At 55.4% G+C, this 20223-nt stretch carries 12 protein-coding genes and 1 pseudogene; 10 read left to right on the forward strand and 3 right to left on the reverse strand.

The genetic code is table 11. The annotated features are described in order from the left end of the window. Positions 1–67: 67 nt before the first annotated feature. From hydA to HDF08_RS15475, 3 genes are read left to right on the forward strand one after another with little or no spacing between them, the layout of a single operon-like run. Positions 68–1471: a dihydropyrimidinase gene (gene hydA / locus HDF08_RS15465; protein WP_179639509.1), complete on the forward strand. Its 1404-nt coding sequence runs from the start codon at positions 68–70 to the stop codon at positions 1469–1471. Next, entirely contained in the window at positions 1462–2946 is a 1485-nt protein-coding gene (locus HDF08_RS15470; protein ID WP_179639510.1) for an NCS1 family nucleobase:cation symporter-1, read from the forward strand. The genes hydA and HDF08_RS15470 overlap by 10 nt, the downstream gene beginning before the upstream one ends. A 10-nt stretch (positions 2947–2956) precedes the next feature. After that, positions 2957–4342 (forward strand): aminotransferase family protein, encoded by a 1386-nt coding sequence (locus HDF08_RS15475; protein ID WP_257031169.1) that lies wholly within the window; start codon positions 2957–2959, stop codon positions 4340–4342. A 104-nt stretch (positions 4343–4446) separates the two neighbouring features. Here HDF08_RS15475 and HDF08_RS15480 read toward each other — a convergent pair whose 3' ends face one another. Then, positions 4447–5988: a CoA-acylating methylmalonate-semialdehyde dehydrogenase gene (locus HDF08_RS15480; RefSeq protein WP_179639512.1), complete on the reverse strand. Its 1542-nt coding sequence runs from the start codon at positions 5986–5988 to the stop codon at positions 4447–4449. A 374-nt stretch (positions 5989–6362) separates the two neighbouring features. On the opposite strand from HDF08_RS15480, the gene HDF08_RS15485 reads away from it, so the two are divergent. The 6 genes and pseudogenes from HDF08_RS15485 (at position 6363) to HDF08_RS22210 (ending at position 13228) form a co-directional block, all read left to right on the forward strand. Continuing rightward, positions 6363–6941: an RNA polymerase sigma factor gene (locus HDF08_RS15485; RefSeq protein WP_257031170.1), complete on the forward strand. Its 579-nt coding sequence runs from the start codon at positions 6363–6365 to the stop codon at positions 6939–6941. Between the two features lie 59 nt (positions 6942–7000). After that, entirely contained in the window at positions 7001–7690 is a 690-nt protein-coding gene (locus HDF08_RS15490) for an anti-sigma factor family protein (RefSeq protein ID WP_179639514.1), read from the forward strand. 23 nt (positions 7691–7713) lie between these two features. Further along, on the forward strand, positions 7714–8532 hold the full coding sequence (locus tag HDF08_RS15495) for a hypothetical protein (RefSeq protein ID WP_179639515.1): 819 nt from the start codon (positions 7714–7716) through the stop codon (positions 8530–8532). A 185-nt stretch (positions 8533–8717) separates the two neighbouring features. Beyond that, positions 8718–11009, forward strand: coding sequence for a CHAT domain-containing protein (locus tag HDF08_RS15500; RefSeq protein WP_179639516.1), 2292 nt, complete (start codon positions 8718–8720; stop codon positions 11007–11009). A gap of 409 nt (positions 11010–11418) precedes the next feature. After that, positions 11419–11805 (forward strand): MliC family protein, encoded by a 387-nt coding sequence (locus HDF08_RS15505; RefSeq protein WP_218884722.1) that lies wholly within the window; start codon positions 11419–11421, stop codon positions 11803–11805. Positions 11806–12071: 266 nt separating this feature from the next. After that, positions 12072–13228: pseudogene (locus HDF08_RS22210) on the forward strand (MFS transporter). Between the two features lie 363 nt (positions 13229–13591). On the opposite strand, the gene HDF08_RS15515 reads toward HDF08_RS22210, so the two are convergent. After that, complete coding sequence (locus tag HDF08_RS15515; RefSeq protein WP_179639517.1) at positions 13592–13828, reverse strand: hypothetical protein; 237 nt, start codon at positions 13826–13828, stop codon at positions 13592–13594. 379 nt (positions 13829–14207) lie between these two features. Here HDF08_RS15515 and HDF08_RS15520 point away from each other — a divergent pair, with 379 nt between their 5' ends. Continuing rightward, the gene (locus HDF08_RS15520; protein WP_179639518.1) at positions 14208–16718 is read left to right on the forward strand and encodes a glycogen/starch/alpha-glucan phosphorylase; all 2511 of its coding nucleotides are present in this window, start codon (positions 14208–14210) and stop codon (positions 16716–16718) included. Between the two features lie 100 nt (positions 16719–16818). Here the strand turns inward: HDF08_RS15520 and HDF08_RS15525 are convergent, their stop codons facing one another. Continuing rightward, positions 16819–20181, reverse strand: coding sequence for a TonB-dependent receptor (locus HDF08_RS15525; RefSeq protein ID WP_179639519.1), 3363 nt, complete (start codon positions 20179–20181; stop codon positions 16819–16821). Positions 20182–20223: the final 42 nt, after the last annotated feature.

A 20223-nucleotide genomic window follows, 5' to 3' on the forward strand; every position in this document is an offset into this window, starting at 1 on the left:
TGTGTTTTAGAGATGGAGCATCCTCTCGTGTTGAACTACAGCGTGGAAATAGTTTGGAGCAATGTGTATGGGGACTCTGATTCAGAACGGCACCGTTGTCACGGCCGAGCGCTTCGAAAAAGCGGATGTGTTGATTGATGGCAGCACGGTGTTGGAGGTCCGGGCCGGAATTGATCCTGCGGGGCATACGGTTGTGGACGCGGCTGGACTCTTTGTTTTGCCGGGCGGCATCGACGCGCATACGCATATGGATATGCCGTTTGGAGGGACTGTCTCTGCGGATGATTTTCTGACGGGCACACGTGCGGCGGCGATCGGCGGGACGACTACGATTGTCGACTTTGCGATTCAGGCGAAGGGAACGCGGATGCGGGACGCGCTTGATCTCTGGATGGGGAAGGCCGACGGCAAGGCCTGTATCGACTACGGGCTGCATATGATTGTGACCGATCTTGGCTCCGATAATGGCAAACAGGGGCTGCACGATATGGACGATATGGTGCGGGAGGGTGTCGCCAGCTTCAAGCTCTTTATGGCTTACCCGAATGTGCTGATGGTAGATGACGGGACGATCTTTAAGGCGCTGCAGCAGACGGCGAAGAATGGTGCGCTGGTTTGTATGCATGCGGAGAATGGAAGTGCGATCGATGTGATCGTGCAGCAGGCGCTGGCGGAGGGGAAGACTGCTCCGGTCTATCACGCGCTGACGCGGCCTACGAAGGCGGAGGCGGAGGCGGTGCACCGCTCGATTGCGCTGGCGGAGATGGCTGGAGTGCCTGTCTATATTGTTCATCTCTCGAGTGAGGATGCTCTGAATCAGGTTCGTGAGGCCCGGGATCGCGGAGTGCCGGCGTTTGCGGAGACTTGTCCGCAGTATCTGCTGCTGTCGATCGAAGATCAGATGCCGGGGAAGAGTTTTGAAGAGGCGAAGTATGTTTTTACTCCTCCACTGCGGGAGAAGAAGAATCAACCGAAGCTTTGGGATGGGCTGGCGACGGACAATCTGCAGGTGGTTTCGACCGACCATTGCCCGTTCTGCTTTGCGGATCAGAAGCAGCTGGGGAAGGATGATTTCACCAAGATCCCTAACGGGGGGCCGGGCGTGGAGAATCGCATGCAGTTGCTGTATCACTTCGGCGTGAATGCGGGAAAGATTTCGCTGCAGCGGTTTGTCGAGATTACGTCGACTGCGCCGGCGCGCATCTTCGGGATGTATCCGAAGAAGGGGACGATTGCTGCTGGATCGGATGCGGATATTGTGCTGTGGGATCCTGAGGCGGAACACGTGATCTCTGCGGCTACCCACAGTATGCGCTGCGATTTTTCTATGTTTGAAGGGTGGAAGGTGAAGGGAAATGCCCGGCAGGTTTATTCGCGTGGGGAGCTTGTTGCGGATGGAGGACGCTATGTGGCGGCGGTGGGCCGTGGCCAGTATCTGCGGCGTGAGGCGAGAGGAGGGGCGTGGCAGTAAGTTCGATTTCGACACGAGTTGTTGATCAGTCTGCCGCTGATCTTGCAGCGGAACATGACTCGCGCCTCTATAACGCCGATCTTGCACCTACGGTCGCGGCTCAACGTACGTGGGGGACCTATAACTACATTGCGCTGTGGTTCTCGATGTCGATGGAGGTGACGACGTATATGCTGGCGTCGTCGCTGATCGCGGGTGGCATGAACTGGAAGCAGGCGATTCTGACGATTCTTCTGGGAAACCTGATCGTGCTGGTGCCAATGCTTCTGAATGCACATGCTGGCGCGAAGTACGGGATTCCCTTTCCTGTGTTTGTTCGCGCGAGCTTTGGGACGCGGGGAGCTAATCTTCCGGCGATGCTGCGGGCGTTTGTGGCTTGCGGATGGTTTGGTATTCAGTCGTGGCTTGGAGGGCAGGCGATTGCCGCGATGATTGGAGTGCTTTGGCCACAGACTGCCCAGATGCCTTTGGTGCTGTGGGCGAGCTTTCTTGGATTCTGGTTGCTGAATATGTATGTGGTGTGGCGGGGCGTCGAATCGATTCGATTTCTACAGAGCTTCTCTGCGCCTTTCATGCTGGTGATGTCGCTGACGCTGCTCTTCTGGATGCTGCATAAGGCGGGTGGATTTGGACCGATGCTTTCGGCACCGAGCCACTTCCATACGACTGGCAGCTTTCTTCGTTTCTTTTTCCCTTCGTTGACGGCGATGGTGGGGTACTGGGCGACGCTGTCGCTGAATATTCCGGACTTTACACGTTATGCGAAGTCTCAGGATTCGCAGATTGTGGGACAGGCGTTCGGTTTGCCGGTTGCGATGGTGCTTTACTCGTTTATCGGCATCGCTTGCACTTCAGCATCTGAGATTATCTTTGGAGAGCCGGTCTGGTCGCCTATCACTTTGCTGGGGCGATTTCATCAGCCCTTTGCGGCTTTGCTGGCGCTGGTTGCTCTTTTGATCGCGACACTGAATGTAAATATCGGCGCGAATGTGGTTTCGCCGTCAAACGACTTTTCCAACCTGGCTCCGGGGCTGATCAGCTTTCGCACCGGCGGATTGATCACTGGCTTTCTGGGACTGGCGATGATGCCGTGGAAGCTGATGAGCAGCTTTGGCAACTACATCTTTGGCTGGCTGATCGGGTACTCGGGGTTGCTCGGGCCTGTTGCCGGCATTATGGTCGCGGATTATTTCCTGATACGTGGGACGCGGCTGGATACGGTGTCGCTGTATCGCAGAGGCGGGCCTTATGAGTACACACGCGGGATCAATCCAAGAGCGATTGTTGCGCTGGTCGGTGGGGTAACCGTCGCGTTGATTGGGCTTGCTGTTCCCTCTTTGCGGTTCCTCTATGACTACGCGTGGTTCGTTGGCTTTTTTGTTGCGGCGGCCAGCTACTATCTGCTTATGCAGGGATACCGCACGGCGGCTTCGGGTGTGTCCGGCGTCGTGACACAGATAACGTCTCAGGAATAGGATGGCACTCATGAGTCCGATTGATGTCGTCGAGCCTAAGAGCTCTAATAAATCAGCGTCGCTTACGAGCCAGCAGGTGGTGGATATTACGCGACAGCACAACTACGGCACCTGGCGATTTCAAAAGGGCTGGAACCCGATGCACATCGCGGACGCCGAGGGCTGCACCATCGTCGATGGTGCGGGCAAGCGGTATCTGGATTTTTCGTCGCAGTTGATGTGCTCTAATCTTGGGCACAAAAATCAGGCTGTAATTGATGCGATTGCGCGGCAGGCCCAGGAGTTGAGTTACGCGATGCCTGGCTATGCGACCACGGCGCGCGCTGAGCTGTCTCAACTTCTACTGGAAGTTTTGCCTAAGGGCATCAGCAAGTTTTTCTTTACTACCTCCGGGACAGAGGCTAACGAGGCGGCGTTCAAGATCGCGCGCATGTATACGGGAAAGACGAAGATCATTGCGCGCTATCGCTCTTATCATGGGTCTACCGCCGGTTCTATCGCGGCGACTGGAGATCCGCGGCGATGGGCGATGGAGCCTGGCGGCAAGGGGCCGGGTGTTCTCTTTGCGCCGGAGGTTCACTGTTACAAATGTCCGATCAAGCACACCTATCCGGGATGCGGGATCGCGTGCGCGGATTATATCGAACACATGATCCGGAATGAGTCGGATGTGGCTGCGGTTCTGGTGGAGCCTATCGTTGGGACGAACGGCGTGATTGTTCCTCCAGAGGAGTACATGCCGAAGCTTCGCCGGATCTGCGACGAATATGGCGTTTTGTTGATTGCGGACGAGGTGATGACGGGGTGGGGGCGCACTGGCGAGTGGTTCGCTATGAATCACTGGGGAGTCGTGCCGGACATTCTGGTTACGGCGAAGGGGATTACTTCGGCTTATGTGCCGTTGGGACTTTGCGCGACAAGTGAGAAGATCGCTGATTTCTTTCAGGATCATTATTTCGCTCATGGTCATACGTATGAGGCGCATCCGCTTACGCTTGCTCCTGCGGTGGCTACGATTCGTGAAATGCAGCGTCTTGGGCTGGTGGAGAGGGCTCGCGAACGTGCTCCTTATGTTGAAGGCAAGCTCAAGGAGTTGAAGGCGAAACATCCCAGTATTGGGGACGTTCGCGGGAAGGGGCTCTTCTGGGCGGTTGACCTCGTGAAAGATCGAACTACGAAGGAGCCTTTCAATACTTATTCAGACAAGGTTTCTGGAAAGCCGCTGCTGGTGGATCAGATCGCCGCGAAGATACTGGCGGATGGTGTCACGATTCAGGCTTGGGTCTCGCACTTTGTGGTGGCTCCTCCGTTGATTGTTACGAAGGAGCAGATCGACCTTGGGATCTCGGTTTTGGATAAGCATCTTGTGATTGCAGATGCTGCTTTGAGTGCTTGATCGTGTCCTTGCGTCCTGCCGGACGGGCCCACTGCGCGTGGCGCGGTCACTTCGTGACTTGTATACCCCTTCGGTTGGCCCTCCCGTTGGTCGGGATACGGCTTTCAGCCTAGCGTTGGCATGGAGGTGTCTACTCCTTTGCGAATGCCTGTGGGCCAGCGTGAGGTGATCGTCTTTAGCCTTGTGTAGAAGCGCACGCCTTCGGGGCCGTAGACGGCGTGATCGCCGAAGAGAGAACGCTTCCATCCGCCAAAGCTGTGGAACGCCATTGGCACTGGAATGGGGACGTTGATGCCGACCATGCCGGCCTGGACTCTGTGCGCGAAGTCTCGTGCTGTGTCTCCGTCGCGCGTGAAGATGGAGGTGCCGTTGCCGTACTCGTGCTCGTTGACTAGCTGCAGCGCTGTTTCGAAGTCGCTGGCTCGCACGATGCCGAGCACAGGGCCGAAGATCTCCTCGCGATAGATCTTCATCTCCGGCTTGACGTGATCGAACAGGCAGGCGCCGAGGAAGAAGCCTTCTCCTTTGGTGAGAGCATTGTTGCGTCCATCGACTCTTAGTTCTGCCCCCTCGGATTGACCTTGCGTCAGATAGCCGGTGACTCGTTCGAGATGAGCCTTTGTAACGAGAGGGCCAAGCTCTGCGCCTGGCTGCATGCCGTCGCCCATCTGCAGGCCTTCGATGCGATGCTCGATCTTGTCTATCAGCTTTTCGGCGGTGGCATTGCCTACTGTGACCGCGACTGAGATGGCCATGCAGCGTTCGCCTGCGGATCCGTAGGCTGCGCCGACGAGCGCATCCGCGGCCTGATCGAGGTCGGCGTCGGGCATGACAATCATGTGATTCTTGGCACCGCCGAGAGCCTGTACGCGTTTGCCGTGGCTGGTTGCTTCGCGGTAGACGTACTCGGCGATCGGGGTGGAACCTACGAAGCTTATCGCCTGTACGGTTGGGTGGGCCAGGAGGGCGTCGACTGCTGTCTTATCTCCGTGGACAACGTTAAAGACTCCGTCGGGCAGGCCAGCTTCTTTGAGCATCTCGGCGAGGAGCAGCGATGCGCTGGGGTCGCGCTCGCTGGGCTTGAGAACGAAGGTGTTGCCGCATGCCAGAGCGATGGGGAACATCCACATGGGCACCATAGCCGGGAAGTTGAAGGGGGTGATGCCGGCTACGACGCCAAGGGGTTGGCGCATAGACCAGCTATCGATGTCGGAGCCTACCTGTTCGGTGAACTCGCCTTTAAGGAGGTGCGGGATGCCGGTGGCAAACTCGACGACTTCGAGGCCGCGGGTGGCCTCGCCTTTTGCATCGGAGAAGACCTTGCCGTGCTCGCTGGTGAGTAAGGCGGCGACCTCGTCGAGACGGCGCTCGAAGATCTCGCGAAAGCGGAAGAGTACGCGAGCCCTCCGAAGCACCGGTTGCGCCGACCATGCTGGAAATGCTGCAGCAGCGGCGGCTACGGCCTTGTCAACTTCGGCACTGGTTGCGAGGGCTACCTTCGCCTGGACCTTACCGGTGGCGGGGTTGTAGACATCACCAAACCGTCCGGAGACTCCGGCCATGATTTCGCCGTTTACCCAGTGATGGACCTCTCGAAGCTGGCGGGCGGTGGATTCGGATGGGGTCAGTGTGGATGTGGCGGACATAGGCGGACCTCCTCTGGAGAGATTTATCCTACCAGCCGCGGTCGAGGGGGCGTAATCGTGCAGACTTCCAGCGGAGAGCAATTTTGCGGGTTTGCGCTCGTCTTTTTTTTGGATCTCTTCTGAAACGATTGTCACCTGTCGGTCACTATCCAAATGTCACGCCTTGTAAGCGAAACTCTTGTTTTCTTTTTTTTGCGTTACTCTCTGCCTCGATTCCCTTCTGGGGCGTACCAGAGGATCCTGTAAGAACGACCAATTGAGCGAGGCGACAGGGTGCCGAAAGATCAGAACTCACGATTACCCTGGAGGTTCGTAACAAGTTCGTCCCACGGTGTAAACTTGGGCGCAAGTACAGCCGCCTGGGGGGATAGAGCTTGCAATTTTTTGCGTTCGACGCGGCGTATCTTGAGAGACTCCGATCTGGAGACGCCCGCACCGAGGAGCACTTTGTCAGCTATTTCGGGGAATTGATCCAGCTGAAGCTGCGTTCGCGACTGAACTCCAGAGAAGCAATCGAAGACGTCCGGCAGGAGACTTTTGTGCGGGTGCTGGGGCTAGTTCGCTCGGCCAATGGCCTGAGGGAGCCTGATCGCCTAGGGGCGTTTGTTAATTCGGTTTGTAACCATGTTTTGATGGAGCATTACCGTTCCAGGAGTAAGACAGAGTCCTATCTCGACAGCGACATTGAAGCCACCCTGGCGAATCACGAACCGAGCGCTCTGAGTCTTCTGGAGACAAAGGATGCGCAGCGAGTCGTTCGTCAGATTTTGACGGAGTTGACCGACCGGGATCGGCAGTTGCTGCAATTGGTTCTGCTGGAGGAGCGCGATAAAGATGAAGTGTGCGCTGAGCTTGGCATAACCCGGGACTATCTGAGGGTGCTAGTACACCGCGCGAAGCAGTCTTTCAAGTCTTTTTATATAAGCCACTTAGGCGATAGCAGGGTGAACTGAAGAAGTCCGTGACACGATTTTGCGGATTGAAACACTATAGAGTTGAGGCATCTTTGTTAATGAACCATTTTGAATCCACAGAGAGCAGAGCGGTAGAGAAGTATCTGCTGGGGGAGATGTCTCCGGTAGAGCGCGATGCGTTCGAAGAACACTTCTTTGACTGCCCGGAGTGCGCTGCCGATCTTCGCGCAACGGCTGCATTCCTTGATACAGCGAAACAGGAGCTGAAGTCTTTTCCTCGTTCGAAGCCGACGGCTGAGCCTGCGAAGAGATCCCGTTTCGTTCTACAGTGGCCGGTGTTTGCCTGGGCGGCGCTGGCAGCATCTTTGCTGGTGACTGCGTATCAGAATATCGTGGTGTACCCACACCTGACTCGGGAGATTGCTCAGTTGAGCGCACCTGAGGTTCTACCATCGCTCTCTTTAGTAAACAGAAACAGCCGCGGCGGCGGTGAGGCGGCTACTGTAACGGTGTTAAAGGCTAAGCCCTTTCTTTTGCTTGTGGATGTTCCTACACAAGATCGCTTTATGGGCTACACTTGCTCTCTGTATTCTCCTTCCGGCACGCTTGCGTGGCACGTCGAGGTGTCTGCACAGGAAGCGAAGGATACTGTTTCGATACGCGTCCCCGGCGTGGACAAGGTGAGCGGCACTTACACCTTGACCGTGCGAGGAGATGCAGATCAAGCTTCAACCGGGCCCGCTGTCGAACTAGCTCACTATCGCTTTACTTTGAATATTCAGGATTAGACTACTGAACTTGAAGGGCTGATATGCGACCCACTTCAACGAAGACATTTTACTTTCAATCCGATGCTCACTCGCTGGGCGGATTCGTTCAACATCCTTCGCAAAAAGTGATCCCGTCACAGGCACATTCTTCGCTGCCGGCCGTAGGAGGCCATGTGACGACAACGACCGGAGCGTTCGATCACGACTCGGTCGTCTCATGCCGAACGGCTTACACACGCGTTTCGGGCAGAGAGCAGGGTGAGGAGGGGCCGTGGTCGATGGTGACTACCTCTGTCATCGAGGGGCTGAACATTATGGAGGTCGTGACGGCCGATCGAATTGTGGGTCAGGTCTCCCTTCAGTACGCCAAGGGCGTTCGCTTCCCTCGCATTTCGTTTGCCGGTTCCCGGTTTGATGGGCTGCGAGTGGCAGGCCGCGATGTTGTGCCGGTGATGAACAAAAAGTTTATGACGCTGCAGTGCGAGGATGAAGACTGCCTTCCGCTCAAGGAGTTTCAGAAGGCAAGCCGCGAGCAAGGTCGCACTATAATCAAGAGCGCCAATGCTAAGAAAGTTAAATGGGTGCACGACAGATTTAGCTGGATGGATTCGGAACCGAAGCCAGGAGAAGATCGATGCGTTCTATGTTCCTTGGTGGATGGCGTGGATCAAAACGTTCCGGGTCGATCGTTCGGTCACGTTCTGGAGATTCCGGAGTTTGGCAGGATCTTTCTAGGGGAGTTTACTCCGAGTTGCGGGTCGGTCCGGCTCTCCATGATTCGGGCCGAGTTGGGTTGCAGTATCCAGGGGAATATCAGCGCGGGAGTTGTGGGGGGCGGGGGTTCAACTTTTCCACCATAGTGCTCTTTGCGGTGACTGTGCTGGCCGCAACTTCGTCAGGTTGCCGCTCCTCTTCCGTGAGCCGGGATCCTGAGCAGACTTATCAAAGCATTCGCAGCGATGCCTTGCAGGGCAATCTCGATGTTGCCCAGCAGAGGGCGAAGAGGGCACGAGAAGACTTCTCTCAAATGGGCTCGGATTGGCCCATGAAGTTTCGCATGCTTGAGGCTGAGATCCGCACATATCAAGGACAGCGCCAGGATGTTCTTGCCCTATTGACGGAGAAGGGTGTTTCTTATCCGACCGATGGTGATCTGGCGATCAAGAGAGATTTGCTGTGTGGTCAAGCGTACTCCGGGCTGAATAAGCCGGAGTTGGCTGATCAGGATTTGCGCGAGGCCCGGCGTCTCACCGATTTGAGTCACTCAAAGCTAAACGGCGAGGTTCTTCGGGCCGAGGCCAAGATTCAGCTCTCCAACGACCATCCGGCAGAAGCTACAGCTCTCTATAAGAAGAGCCTGGGGGCTGCTCGAGAGCAGCGGGATACGTTCCTTGAAGCCAGTGACCTTTTGAATCTTGGGTTCGTCGAGTTGCAACAAGAACACTATGACGAAGCGGTGGCGTCGCTGGATGCGGCAACTGATTTTGCCAAGACGATTCAATCGCGGCAGCTTCTTCAAGTAGCACTGGGGAATCTTGGAGTCGCTTATTTTCATCTCGGCGACTTTGAGAAGGCTTTATATAACTTCAAACTGGCTGAAAAAGAAGCGAGAGAGACCGGCTCTACGTACCTTGAGGTTAAGTGGCTTTGGAATGCCGGTTCTTCGAACTACGAACTTGGAAGACTTGATGATGCAAAGCTGGACTATGAACAATCGCTGAAGGTGGCAACCGCGATCAATGCGCGGGAAGAGATTGCGGGGACCAATACTGAACTGGCGATGGTGCTATTTAAGAAAGGACAGCTCGATTCGGCCAAGAGTCACTGCGATGAAGCGATCCGGGCGGCAGCGGAGTCTGCAGACAAGTCGGCGAAGTTAGAACCTTTGTACGTCCAGGCACTTCTGGCGGTGCGGACGCCGAATGGGCAGAACCCAGAGCAGATGCTGCTGCAAGTCCATGAGGAGTCGATCGGAACTCCCTACTTGAGATGGGATATCGAAGATTCCCTGGGCAATTATTACAGCGACAGACATAAGGCAGTTCAAGCGGAGCACTGGTATCGTGAATCGATTCACACCTTCGAAGCGAAACGAGACTCCGTTAAGAACGAAGAGCTGAAGTTACCTTTTTTTGGGCACGGGGATTCGCTCTATCGTGACTATGCAGATTTTCTAATCTCTTCGAGTCGGCAGAGGGAGGCTTTGAAGCTTCTTGACCTTGGTCGCGCACGAACGCTGGAGGAGGGTCTCGGAGCCGCGAAACAAATTTTTGTGACTCTAAAGGAGGACGTCGATCCGCAGGCGATCGCTCGCAGACATAACGCTGCAATTCTCTTCTATTCTCTGGGAGCAGAGAAGTCTTACTTGTGGGCTGTGACAGCTACTCGTACTAGGCTGTTTGTGCTTCCGAAGAAACAGGAGCTCGAATCTCATGTTCAGAGTTATCAGAGAGCGATTTTGAAGTCGAGTGATGCGCTGCGCGAGGGGAATGTTGACGGTAGATATCTCTATGACACGATCGTCGCTCCAGCTGCGTCGATGATTCCGGATGGGACAAAGGTGTTTATCATTCCTGATGGCGGCCTCAATGGGTTGAACTTCGAGACTCTGTTGAAGCCGGGTGGCGAAAGACTGCATTACTGGATCGAAGATGTGACGCTGACGAACGCGAACTCAATTCGGCTTCTGTCGCGGCTAGATTCGGTATCTTCCAAAGATGCGAATGATCTGCTGTTGATCGGCAATCCGGTCTCTTCGGGCTCGGAGTATGAAAGCCTGCCCAATGCGCCGGCTGAAGTCGATAAGATCAAAAGACATTTTCCAACGGACCGAGAGACCGTGTTGACGCAGGCAGAGGCAGTGCCATCGGCATATGGAACAGTCAGGCCGGATCGTTTTGAGTACATCCACTTCGTCGCTCATGGAACTGCGAGTCGGCTTAGTCCGCTGGATTCGGCGGTGGTGCTTTCGGCGCCTGCCGCACACGCGGATGACTATAAGCTGTACGCGAGAGAGATTGTGCGTCATCCGTTGCACGCCCGGCTTGTGACTATCTCGTCCTGTTATGGATCGGGGCTTCGCGCTTACGCGGGAGAGGAGATGGTGGGTCTATCCTGGGCGTTCCTGCGGGCTGGTGCGCATAACGTCATTGGAGCGTTGTGGGAGGTAAACGACGCTTCGACACCGCAACTGATGGATCGCTTGTATGGCGGACTTGAAGGCGGAAGCAATCCGGACGAGGCGCTTCGAGCGGCTAAGTTAGATATGATGCGCTCCAGCGGTGTGATGCGCAAGCCTATGTATTGGGCAGCGTTTCAGCTCTACGCCGGGTCGTGAGAGATTTGCAGCTGTCTTCGACAGGCTTAGATCGATTTGGCCATCTTTAGAATGGTTCAGGCAAGTAGTCGGAGATGTTGAAACGATCTTGTGGTAGCCATCACTACTGTGTGCAGGGACAAATTGATCTTGAGTTCCAGCCAGTTGAGTTGTTCGGGCTGGTGATGCCTGCGAGAGGTGACGGGAGACATCACCTCCGCAGGTTTCTACTTTTTCAGGACGATCTCTCAGGCGGGTCTCGTAGACCGATGAGTTTGCGACACCTTGGTCGTGAAGCATCTCCTCAAGATGGACTTACCAGGGTGCAGCCGCGGAACGTTAGCGAAGGCTCGGGCGCGCGACATCGAAAGCCACAGACTTAGAAGGTATGATGTTTGCGTCTACGAGGTTGAGGACGAGGAGATATTTTATGCGGACATCATTGAAGAAGTCTCTGGCCGGTGTGACTGTTCTTGCTTGTTGCGCTTTTGCGAGAGCCACTGACGTAACGATCCACCTGAATAGTACAGAGCCGATCTCACGGAACACGATGAAGTACCAATGTGACGGCCAGGGAAGCAAGATGGGACTGCCTGCAGGAATATTTTCGGTGGAGTATATAAACGGAGCGGGTAACAGTCTTGCGATTGTTCCCGTTGCCGGACATTCTCTGATCTTTGCAAATGTAACTTCGGGGTCGGGAGCGCGATATGCGGCTGGGAGCTATATCTGGTGGGAGGCTGGAGGCCGGGGAGTTACCTTTTCGTCGGATTCAATTGCAGGCACGATGACCTCTGAATGTCATCGTGCGGAGTAATCCGCATCACGATAGTATTTCTGCAAGGGTCAGATAGGTGTTTATGACTGCCGATTGGCCTGGTCTGGATACGCTACCTATCACCCATCTCCTAGTCTCGCCGGAAGAGAGACCCTTTTTTTATGCATTTTGAAGAGATCGAAGCAGCCGCTGCAAGCTCGGAGACGGGCGCTCCAGGGTGGAGGTTTGCCGTAGCGGCCGGCATTCTGGGTTGGATTCTCGATGCATTCGATTTTTTTGTCGTCGTCTTTCTGATATCGGAGCTGATGGGCAAATTTCACGTGGGGAAGGCCGCGATTGTGTGGAGCATGACACTGACGCTGGCCATGCGACCGATTGGAGCGTTATTCTTCGGGGCCCTAGCCGATAAGTTCGGACGCAAGAAACCGCTGATTGCTTGCGTTCTGTACTTCTCGGCGGTGACCGTACTGAGCGGGCTTGCGCCGACGTATTGGATATTTATGGCGATGAGACTGTTGTACGGTCTCGGAATGGGTGGCTATTGGGGTATTGCGCTTCCTATGCGATGGAGAGCGCGCCTCGGCACAGGCGTGGCGTTCTCTCTGGTCTTATGCAGGGTGGTTATCCGTTTGGGTATCTCATGGCGGCAATCGGAATGCAGACGATAGCGCCGAGGTTCGGCTGGCAGGCGATGTTCTTTGTGGGGGTTGGGGTCACGCTAGTGATTGTTGTGCTGGCTGCAGTGGCGCCTGAATCGGCGGCCTGGCGGTTGCATCGGACGCCATCTCTCGGAAAGATATTCGGAACGTTGTTTCAACACTTAGGCGTCTTCGGATACCTTTTGCTGTTGATGGCAGCGATCACCTGCCTCTCTCACGGTACCCAGGATCTTTATCCCGACTTCCTGAAGACACTGCCATGGATGAACGGCGTCACCGTGCTGGGAATGAGAGCTACTTTTGGAGTTCCGGTGATCTACAACATTGGAGCGATCATCGGGGCTATTGTGGTGGGGGCGATGTCGGAGCGGATTGGGCGTCGGTATGCCGTGATGGCTGCGCTTGGGGTGTGTCTGCTGGCGATGCCGATGTGGGCATTCGGCGGCTCGGTGCTGGCGATTGTGGTTGGATCTTACTTGATGCAGAGCGGTGTGCAGGGGGCGTTTGGGGTGATTCCGGCGCACTTGAATGAGTTGGCTCCGGATGCGATTCGCGGGTTGTTTCCGGGGTTTGTGTATCAGCTCGGCGTGCTGTTTGCTTCGCCTGTGCTGCCGCTGCAGAATCTGCTGCGGAGCAGATTTGGCTATCCTTGGGCGTTATGTTCCTTTGAGACGCTGGTGATCGTTTCGCTGCTTCTGATCTTCTGGTTTGGTCCGGAGAAGCGAGGCAGAAGCTTCGTGACAGGCCATCGAGCGGAGGCGACCGAGGAGGTGTCCTCGAGAGATAACGTTGCGCTGAGATAAGTTTTAGAGAATTTGTTGGGGAGCGACCCGGATTCAGGCCAACAGCTGCTGCGGGACAGGGGTCCGTCTGGCTGAGAAGTACGGATGACAGATGTGGCGCAAGTCAACGCCAGACTTATCAGCCTCCTGTTCATGCTTTGAAACAACAGTCGCTAAACAGTTCAAACAAATCGAATCAGATGATCCATCCATCTTAGGGCGACGGGGATGTGTTGCAGCGGCTTGGTCGGCCATAGGGTCTCCTCTACAACGTAACTATGTTTTGTTGTCGGATGAGTAAACTGTCGCAGGAGTTGCCTAGGGGCCCCTGGAACTTGCCGCCGATGTCGAGTTACGGATGCCGCCTCAGGGAACCGCGATCTCCTAGAGGTCTTTTTGGGCCAGATTCGACTTTCGAGCCTCCACCTTCAGCTGATCGTTGATGGTTGCAAGGCGCTCATTAATAACGGCGATTGATTCGGCCCAAGTCTTGAAGGTTTCGGTGGTGTAGCCGGCATCGAAGGTTCGCGGGTGCGGCTCTTTTGCGGAGTGCCTTCGCTTGGCCTCTTCGAGCCTCTGTTGAAAATATGCAAGCCGTTGTTTGAGATCTTCTTCGCTCATGCCAGTAGTTAGTATATTCGATGCAAATCCACAACTCGCGATCGAGCCTTGAGGTGTTTGTAGAGTGGAAAACTTTGAACTGCCTGGATCGCGTGAGTTCCGATGATTTTGCTTACGTCTAGTGACAAGACGAACGAGGCGATTGGAGCCATCACCGATGGTTCGTGAATGTCGTATGAATTATTTTCCCGTAAATTATTTAGAGTTCGCAATATTTTATTGCTGCCGCTTTAGAGCCGTCTCTAGCATCGATCATAGAGGGAGTCAGCATAAGGAGTCGGCACGACACTAGTACTTCCCTGTCGACTGCATAGTTTTTAAGTTCTCACCTCTCTCTGCTCTCTGCAACAGAAGCAGGCCACTAGAAACGAGGCACGCCATGCAGGAACCAACGCCGAAGGGGCATGACCTGATAGTTGATGACGATCGGACCAGCATCACGGTTCCGGCGCTCAAACAAGCGATTCTGGATAATCTGTTCTACGTTGTGGGCAAGCGAGCCGAGGTGGCGACGGACATGGATCACTTCATGGCTCTCGCCTATACAGTGCGAGACCGGATTCTGGCCCGCTGGCTCACGACCAAAGGAGATTACGTAAAGCATCACATGCGTACTGTCCATTATTTGTCGGCTGAGTTTTTGATGGGACCTCATCTGGCAAACAACATACTCAATCTTGGACTCCAGGAGGCTGTTCGCCAGGCAACGTCGGAGCTCGATCTTGACCTCGATCTATTGATCAAGCAGGAGAGCGAGCCTGGATTGGGCAATGGTGGACTGGGCCGACTTGCGGCGTGCTATCTCGACTCATTGGCAACGCTGGGAGTTCCTGCGATGGGGTACGGGATTCGCTATGAGTATGGCATGTTTCATCAGACGATCCGTGATGGCTGGCAGGTCGAGCTCACGGACTACTGGCTGCGCTACGGCAATCCCTGGGAGATTCGGCGTCCGCAGGCCGACGTCGAAGTAGCCTTCGGCGGACATACTCAGTCTTGGAGAGATCCCTTCGGCGAGTACAAGGTGCAGTGGATTCCCGGGGAAGTGGTCAAGGGAATTCCTTATGACACGCCGATCCTGGGGTATCGCTCGGGAGTCGCAAACACTCTCCGCCTGTGGAGGTCCGAAGCGACCGAATCCTTCTACTTTGAACGCTTCAACAGCGGTGACTATGAGGGTGCGGTCGGGGCGAAGGTCTTCGCCGAGAATATTTCTAAGGTTCTTTATCCGAATGACGAAGAGATTCGCGGCAAAGAACTTCGCCTGCAGCAGCAGTATTTTTTCACCTCGTGTTCCCTGCAGGATATGATCCGGCGGCATCAGAATGCGGGCCATGCCATTGAGAACTTCCACGAGCTGTGTGTCGTCCAGCTCAACGATACTCATCCGTCGATCGGCGTCGCCGAACTGATGCGGCTCCTGATCGATATTCATGGTCTGGGATGGGACAAGGCTTGGGAGATCACCTCGCATACCTTTAATTACACCAACCACACTCTTCTGCCAGAGGCGCTCGAACGCTGGCCGCTGCCGATGTTCGGCTCATTGCTGCCTCGCCACCTCGAGATCATTTATGAGATCAATGCGCGCTTTCTGAGTGCGCTGCGCGAGCGGTTCCCGAACGATGAAGATCGGGTGGCTCGCATGTCTCTGATCGACGAGCATGGGGAGAGGTACGTTCGCATGGCCCACCTCGCTTGCGTTGGAAGCGAGCATATCAACGGGGTCGCTCGACTGCATACCGAGTTGCTGAAGAGCGACGTGCTTCACGACTTCTATGAGCTGTGGCCTGAGAAGTTCATCAACGTAACCAATGGCGTGACGCCGCGGCGCTGGCTGGCGGTTAGCAATCCTGAGCAGACGGAGCTGATGATCAGCAAGATTGGACAGGATTGGATTGGGGATCTCGATCGGGTTTCACAGCTAGAGCGCTATGCCGAAGACTCCGCCTTCCGTGCGGATTGGCGCAATGTACAGTACGCCGTCAAGGTTCGACTGACCCAGTACATCGCCAACACGACCGGAATTGCTGTCGATCCGAAGTCGATGTTCGACGCGCAGGTGAAGCGCATTCACGAGTACAAGCGGCAGCATTTGAACCTTCTTTACATCTTGACGCAGTATCAGCGCTTGAAGAAGACTCCCGGGCTGGAGATTCCGGCGCGGACTTTCCTGTTCGGCGGAAAGGCTGCTCCTGGATACTTCATAGCGAAGTTGATCATCAAGCTGATCACCTCAGTCGCTGAGGTCATCAATAATGATCCGGAGGTAAATCAACAGCTGAAGGTGGTCTTTCTTCCGGACTACAACGTCACCTTCGGCCAGCTGGTCTACCCTGCCGCCGATCTTAGTGAACAGATCTCTACGGCCGGCAAAGAGGCATCCGGCACGGGCAATATGAAGTTCGCCATGAATGGAGCGCTTACCATCGGGACTCTCGACGGAGCCAACATTGAGATTCGCGAGGCTGTGGGGCATGAAAACTTCTTCCTCTTCGGATTGACCGCAGCAGAAGTTGCCGCGAAGAAGGCTGCCGGCTACCACCCTCATCAAATCTACGAGTCGAATGGGGAGCTGCGCGAGGTCATCGATAGCATCGTCTCCGGACAGTTTTCGCGAGGCGACCGCAATCTTTTCCGCCCGCTGGTCGACGGTCTGCTCAATACTGATCCCTATCTTTTGTTCGCCGACTATCAGTCTTATGTCGACTGTCAGGATCAGGTGGGTAAAGCTTATTCGGACCAGGAGGGATGGTCGAAGATGTCGATCTACAATGCAGCACGCATGGGTCGGTTCTCCTCCGATCGATCGATTCAGGAGTACTGCAGGAATATCTGGAACATCACTCGGTTCGGAGTTGATGCGCCTCAGGCTCCGGCAGGCAAGTAAGTAGCGGCGAGGATTCGCGCCGATACTTCCATACTTTTCGCAATGCGCGAGTGGTCGAAGCAAAAAATGTGCGAGACTTGCGCTCCTCTAACAGAGGCGCTCAAAAAAGTAGCTTCACGGAGAACTGGATCTGCCGCGAGGTTCCTGCGGTTTTGCTGATTACGCCGAAGCCGGATCCTTTGATCGTATTGGCCGGCAGACCCATATCTACGATGTTGAACAGGTTGAAGAACTCTGACCGGAACTCCACGTCGAAGAGTTCGGAACCGCCGACACGCCTTCCGACGGGAGTGTCCTTGATAAGCGAGAAATCAAAGTCGTAATAGGCCGGTCCGCGAAAGGTATTTCTACCAAGAAAGCCGAAGAATCCTTGGTTCGGTCCTGTGCCGCCCGGTTCATTGATTGGGATTGAAAAGAAGTTGGCGTTGTTTGCTCCCTGTCCAAAGTAGTCTTCGCGAACTTTTCTAGCGGTGGAGAGAGTCGGCTTTGCAATCTGGTTTGGCCGATCAACTCCGTTGGAGCCTGCACCTGTCTGCTGTACGCCGGAGTAGACGGTGAAGGGCAGACCACTGCTGATCGTCGAGATGCTCAACAGCTCCCACCCGGCTGTGACTTTTCGATTGATCGGTTGCAGCAGCTCGATCTTTTCCAACTGCAGATCTTGAGCGAGGCTCATGGTGAAGCCATGGGTAACGTCGAAACTGGATGGCCCCTTTTCTGCGTGGGTATTGAATGGATTTTGCGGGTACGGATTGGATATCGCGCCAGTGGTATTTCCGTTTGCCGTGACGCCGCTTGTGTCATCGATCGACTTTGACCAGGTGTAGCTGAGTTGAATGCCGGGGCCACCCTGAAAGGGTGTCCCAGTAAGCGAAGTTTGCAACGAGTGATAGCTGGAGTGAGCATTATTTACGATGAGCTGTTCCGTCCCAAAACCGCCGATCGCGTTGCCAGAACCGTCAAACTGGGTATGAGTAGCGAATTCCGGACTGGCTCCAGAGTAGCTGTTGGGAAAGGCGGTACGCGGCAGCTTGACCGATGCAGTGCCGACATAGGCGGCGTCCGCGGTGAGCTTACCGAACTGACGTTCGGCGCCGAGTGTCCACGTTTGCAGATAACCGTTGCCGAAGTGGCGGTCGATTCCTGTCAGGTTTAGCGGCGTGAACTGAGCGCCTGGCGAGAGCGCGGCAAGATCTCTTTGATAGCGCTCCACGTCGAGAACGGTGTTGGATGGAACGCTTTTGGTATTGCCGCTGGCAAAGACGTTTTGTCCAGTGGGAGTGTAGAAGGTGGGAAGCTGCGCTGAGGTGATCTGAAATCCATACAGAATCGGCGCTCCAACGGCGGCAGTAATGTGGGGATAGATCACGAAGGGGACGGCACCGGTTAGAAAATTGTCTTGCCAGATGTTGGGCGGGATTGTCGTGATGCCGCCGCCAGCGTGAAGGTGAAGTGTATTTGTAACCTTCCAGTCGACTTGAACTCGGGGAGCGATACCGCCCCAGTCGAAGTGATATCCAGGCTGAGGATTGACGAGATATTGCTGCTGCGAACCGTTGATGAGGAAGCCTGAGGTGCGATGAGCACGTTCGGCGATGGGAGAGTAGATCTCGTAGCGAACTCCGTAGTCGAGCACGACCCGGTCGGAGATCTTGAAGGTGTCCTGGGCGTAGATTGCTCCGCCGTTGCGAGAGACGGCTGCAGGGCCGATGTGATCGCCACCTGAGACATAAGGTGCCGCGACCGCCCTTGTGTAAACAAAGGCACTCCCGGTGAGCAGCCCGCTAAGGGTATCTGGAAGAGGATCGCCGACGCGGATGTTGTGAGCACCGCTCTGCGAGGTGATGTCTACAGGAGAATAGGCTGTCCCTCCACCAAAGTCGTATTCGCCGTTTGGGCTGGTACCGAAGTAGGTCGTGTCGCGATTGGCGCGGAACTCTCCGCCAGCCTTGATGAGGTGACGTCCGATGGTGACTACGAAGTTCTGTCTGGCCTGAAAGAGATTGCCGTATGCGGACGCGACTGAGCCTGCCGCAGAGTTGAAGGCTTCGAAGAGTCCGTCGTTGAACTTGACTGCTGGGTCGGTGTGGTTCGGTGTTGGAAACTGGGGTGTCGTTCGAGTCACGCTTATAGAACTCTCGAAGGAGAAGCGAGGAGAGACTGTCTGGTTGTAGGTAAGGACTCCATTGCGCTGATGATCGACGTACACGACGCCGAAGCTGGGATCAATGGCTGTTTGATCAGGGTTGGTGGTCGGGCCGAAGAGATTGTTGAAGTTGAATCTCGCGGTAAGGTGTTTGCTGGGGGAGAGCACCTGGTCGATACGCACGGAGAACTGGTTGGCGTTCGTGACTACTTTGGAGGACGCCGCGTAGGTATTGGCTCCGTAGGAGCCTGTCGGGTTATTGGGCAGCGGATAGCGGGAGAGAATCTTCGCGATCTCCGGCTTGGGCGTAATGACCAGCGTATCGCCTGGAAACGCGGTCGTGTCGATGCCAAGCCGCTCGGAGGCCGTGGGCACCGGGAGGACCTGTGTTGTTCCAAGAACCTGACGAAAGCCTTGATATTGCGCGAAGTAGAATGTCTTGCCGCTTCCGTCATAAAGATGGGGCAGGATGATCGGGCCGCCGTTGGTGAAGCCGAATTCATTGCGCCGAAATGGCGGGATTCGACCCGGTTCGGCGATAGAAGGATGATCGAAGTAGTTGCGTGCGTCGAGTGCGGAGTTGCGAAGAAACTCGAAGACGGAGCCGTGAAAACCACTGCTTCCGGAGCGTGTCGTAATGTTTGTAAAACCTGCTGCGCCGCGCCCAATCTCGGCGGGCATCCAGCCTGAGGTCGATTGGATCTCCTGGACAGCATCGACGTTGAAGTTGCTGAACGTCGCGCCTCCCATCTCGGGGTCGCTCGTGTCGGCGCCATCCATAGCGAAGACTGCCTCGACGCCGCGCTGTCCGTTGATGGCGAACTGCTGGGTGAAGTTCGTCTGGCCATTGGCGTCGGTCATCGTTCCAGCCGCGAGCAGCAGCAACTGGCTGAAATCGCGTTTGTTCAATGGAATTGCGCTGACTGTCTGACTGGAGAGCTTCTCTCCGCCGGTCTTCGCAGCATCGGCTGCGCGAAATACAACCGAGATGGCTCCCTCAGCGGAGAGTGTCACTATCGCTTGGGGTGAGCCCGCTTTGAGTTTGAGTGGCTCCACGGAGCGATGAAGGATGCCGTCGGCCGTTGTTACCTCGAGCATGTAGTCGCCGGGGGCTGGATTGGGGAGTTGAAAGCTGCCGTCTGCCGATGTTTTCGAGCTAAGTTCACCTTGCTTCGCAACGAGGCGGATCGTTGCACCATCGATTGATGCGCCGGTTTCGTTCTGCAGCGTCCCGCCCCAATATCGAGTGGTCAGTTCCTGAGCGCAGAGCAAGGAGGATACGAAAAGTAGGACGAGGACAGTCTTAGTAAAACGCATGAGACGTCATTATATTGAGACTTGCATTGAATTGGCCTAGAG

Origin of the sequence: Tunturiibacter empetritectus (assembly GCF_013410875.1) — a bacterium.
GTDB lineage: Bacteria > Acidobacteriota > Terriglobia > Terriglobales > Acidobacteriaceae > Edaphobacter > Edaphobacter empetritectus.